General features: G+C 60.5%; 3 protein-coding genes. 1 reads left to right on the forward strand and 2 read right to left on the reverse strand.

The window, feature by feature from the left end; translation table 11 throughout:
* The coding region (locus JNL55_RS26120) for an AMP-binding protein (RefSeq protein WP_293861354.1) at positions 1 to 1,409 on the forward strand (1,409 nt) is incomplete at its 5' end.
* 1 nt (position 1,410) lies between these two features.
* Here the strand turns inward: JNL55_RS26120 and JNL55_RS26125 are convergent.
* Together JNL55_RS26125 and JNL55_RS26130 are read right to left on the reverse strand one after the other, a co-directional pair.
* A complete protein-coding gene (locus tag JNL55_RS26125) occupies positions 1,411 to 2,745 on the reverse strand; it encodes an MFS transporter (RefSeq protein WP_293861357.1) in 1,335 nt (444 codons plus the stop codon).
* Positions 2,745 to 3,758, reverse strand: a 1,014-nt coding sequence (locus JNL55_RS26130; RefSeq protein ID WP_293861360.1) for a TonB-dependent receptor domain-containing protein, incomplete at its 5' end; no start/stop codon positions are given. The genes JNL55_RS26130 and JNL55_RS26125, both read right to left, overlap by 1 nt.

Consider the following 3,758-nt stretch of genomic DNA (forward strand, 5'->3'; position numbering starts at 1 on the left):
TACGCGCCTCGGACTCGCGTCGTTTGGCACATTGCCTGGCCATCGTGCGTCCCTCGCTGGTGTTAGTGGATGACGAATCGCTGGCAAGGCCGGCACTACAAGCCCCGCTGCTAGCCATCAGAACGCCAAGTACTCAGGGAAAATCGCGCTTCGATGAAGCGCTGCAGACCACTCCGACGCAGGCCGTAGCCACGCTCGAACGAAACATTCCACCGGATTGCGCAGCCCGCATCGTGTTCACGTCGGGCTCGACCGGCTTGCCCAAAGCCGTGCCACAGACTCATCGCATGCTGACGGCGGCAATGGCGCAGACCGAATCCATGGGCCTGCTCGACTTCTCATCCGCTCATCCGCGCCTGCTCGACGCGTTGCCGTGGCATCACATCTTCGGCGGCAATCACAACTTCAACGCAGCCTTGCGCACGGCCGGAACAATCACGCTCGACGACGGCCGCCCAACGCCTGAGCTATTCGCTCGCACGCTCGAGAATCTCAAGAGCGTGCGCCCTTCGTACATCGCCACCGTGCCGCTGACACTCACCCTGCTCTGCGACGCGTTGGAGAACGATGCCGAGCTGCGCAACCTGCTGCTGCCCGACCTTGAATATCTGTTGTTCGGCGGCGCTGGCCTGCAATCCAGCGTCGTGTCGAGATTGCATAACGTCACGAAGAGCACCGTCGGACGACCGATCCCCGTGCTCGCAACCTACGGCGCCACAGAGATGCAACTGGTGGGCGCCGTACATTGGGTCACGACTCGCACCGACCTGTTAGGCGTGCCCGTGCCCGGCACGGAGATCAAGCTCACACCTGTGGGCAACAAACTCGAGATTCGTGTGCGCGGGCCTAGCGTGATGCCACGCTCCGGCTACCTCGACAATCCAGAAGCCACCGAGAAAGTCTTCGACGCCGACGGCTTCTATCGCACCGGCGACACCGCGGTATTGGCCGAGCCGGATCGCCCCGAAGCAGGCTTGATCTTCGACGGTCGTCTCGCCGAGGAATTCAAACTCGCCTCCGGCACCTGGGTGTCGGCCGGCACGGTGCGTGAGAATGTGTTGAGCGCCTGCTCTCCTCTGTTGCTCGAAGCTGTGGTCTGTGGACTCAACCAAGACGAACTCGGTCTATTAGCCTGGCTCAACTTCAACGCCGTCGACGGCGCATCCGACGATGTTCGACAACAGCTGCGTCAACGCATCCAAACTCACAACGCGCGCTGGAAAGGCTCCTCGATGCGCATCGGCCGACTGCTACTGGTAGCCAAGCCTCTCAGCACTGCCGACGGCGAAGCCACCGACAAAGGCAGCGTGAACATCTCCAAGGTGTGGCAATCCCGTTGCGATGAAATCGAACGGCTATTCGCCACAGCGCCGAGCGAAGACGTGCTGGTCTTTCCAGCCGGCGATTAGCTCAAGCCTGCGCCGACTCGGCCTCCACCTCACGCAACATCCCGCGATAGTGGGGCAACGCGCCCCACAGCATCCACGTGCCAAACGCCGCGCTGCTGGCGCAGACGATGGCCAACGCCAGATGCACTTGATGTGGATCCCGAAACACGAAGTCGGTGAGCAACGCGACCAATGTCGGCGCCAGACCGATGCCCAACACTGAAGCCACGAACACATAAATCGAAGCAGCCACGCCGCGCATACGATTCGGCGTGACGATCTGTAAAGCGGCGGCGGCCAGCGCCAGCGGCAAGTTGTGGAAGAACATCGCGCCCACCGCCAAGCCGACGATCACAGCCGGGATGGAAGCGAAGGCGATACCAGCACATAGCATCGCCACCACCGTACCAACGATGACTTCCAAACGCAGCGGCGCGTCGCTGTAACCACGGTTGGTTAGTTGCCGCCCTACCCAAGGTCCCAACAACACCGCCGCCGAGCCGAACACAAGCACGGGTGCGCCGTACATCAATCCCACTGTTCCGGGACTCACGCCGTGATTTCGCATCAACAAGGCCGGGATCCACGCCGCCAATGCATAAGTGATGATGGCGAGCGACGAGATCCCTAGATAGAACCGAACGTAGAACGCACGCCTGGCGATGAAGAAGCTCGATGTCTCACGCAACGTGTAGTGTTGAGCAGAAGCCTTGCGGACGGAGTTGGTACGTGGCGGCTCCTTGAGCGACACCAGCAACACCAGCCCCAGCAATATTCCAGGCACGCCGGTGAGCACAAACACGAGCTGCCAAGGCTCGAGCCCGCTCAGGAACGGTATCGCCGAGCCCAGGCCGGCGGAAAAACTGATGATCGCGCCACCTGCAAGCAGCGCCAGACCGCCGCCCAGCGATGGCGCAATCATGAACAAACTCATGGCACGCGGCAGTCGCTCCCGATCGAAGTAATCCGCGATCAGCGACCAAGCCACCGGCGACAAACACGCCTCAGCAGCGCCGACGCCGGCGCGAGCCAGAAACAGCGACCAGAAACTATCGGCGAACCCGCACAGCGCCGAACTCACGCTCCACGCAATCACACCGAACACCAGGATGTTGCGACGATTGCCGTTGTCTACCCAGCGACCGAACAATGGGCCGAAGGCGACATATGCCGCCATGAACGACAAGCCTTGCAGCAGGCTGACCTGCGTATCGCCGAGTAATAGGCTTTGCTTGATAGGATCGACCAGCAGGTTCAACACCTGCCGGTCGACGTAGGCCAGCGTGTACGCGAAGGTAAGAAGAAACAGCGCGTACGAGGTGCCGGCGCGAAGCGCCGGCTGCGGACTCGCACTCATCAATAACGATAGGACAGGCTGATGCCGTAGGTCCGTGGCATACCAGCGTAGCGAACCACACTGTCAGTACGTCGATTCGCCGTAACCCAGTAGTACTCATCAGTGATGTTGCGACCATAGAGCGTCGCACGCCACTTCTCATCGGAGCTCGCGACACCGAGCCGCAAGTCGATCAAGGTGTAAGCATCGATATCCAAGCGCGGATCAGGCAGGAAATCGCCATTCGCCTTGCTACGGTAGTTGGCGCCGACACCGACGAAGCCGTCCAGTGCATTGGTCAACCCGAAGGAATATTCACCGTCGGCGCTGATCTGCCACTCCGACATGTATGGGAACTCCTGGCCCTTCAAGTTGGTACGCACAGCACCGCCGAAGGTGGTGTAGTTACCGCCCGGCGAACCTTCGGTGACTTCAGTATCCAGATAGGTAAGACCGGAGCTCAGGCGCAGGCCGGCAATCGGCGCCCAATTGATTTGCAGTTCCGCGCCCTGCACTTTCGACTTGGGAATGTTCACCAACGCTTCCAGCGGTCCGAACACTGGCACGATGGTGCGGCCCTTCAACTGTTTATCGACGTAGTCGTTATAGAACACTGCGCCATTCAACTGCAGCGTGCGCTCGAACAGCGTGGCTTTCACACCGACTTCGTAGGCGGTGATCTTTTCCTGATCCATCGGCGTGTACTGCGGGGCGTTAGTAGCAGGCAGCGTCGGATAGCCGCCGGCCTTGTAGCCGCGGCTCACGTTGGCATAGAGCAGCGTATTCGTTCCGACATCCCAATCCAGGCCAGCGCGCCACGACACATTGCTCTCCGACTTGCTGTCGACGAACAATTCCGGCACCTGTGGCGTCGTATTGCTGAAGGTGACGCACTCACCCAGCGGAATCACGCCGGTATAGCCCAACGAGCGGGAGAAACCGATGGCAAAAGTCTGGTTGGCCGCGTTCAGCGAACAGCCTGAGAAATCGATGTCGGTATCGGTGTAACGAGCGCCCAACTGCAGATTCAAATC

The organism is Steroidobacter sp., assembly GCF_016790065.1.
In the GTDB taxonomy this organism is placed as follows: Bacteria; Pseudomonadota; Gammaproteobacteria; order Steroidobacterales; family Steroidobacteraceae; genus Steroidobacter.

Coding starts and splice junctions, on each gene's coding strand:
- JNL55_RS26125 (WP_293861357.1), bottom strand. CDS start 2,745: ATGAGTGCGAGTCCGCAGCCGGCGCTTCGCGCCGGCACCTCGTACGCG.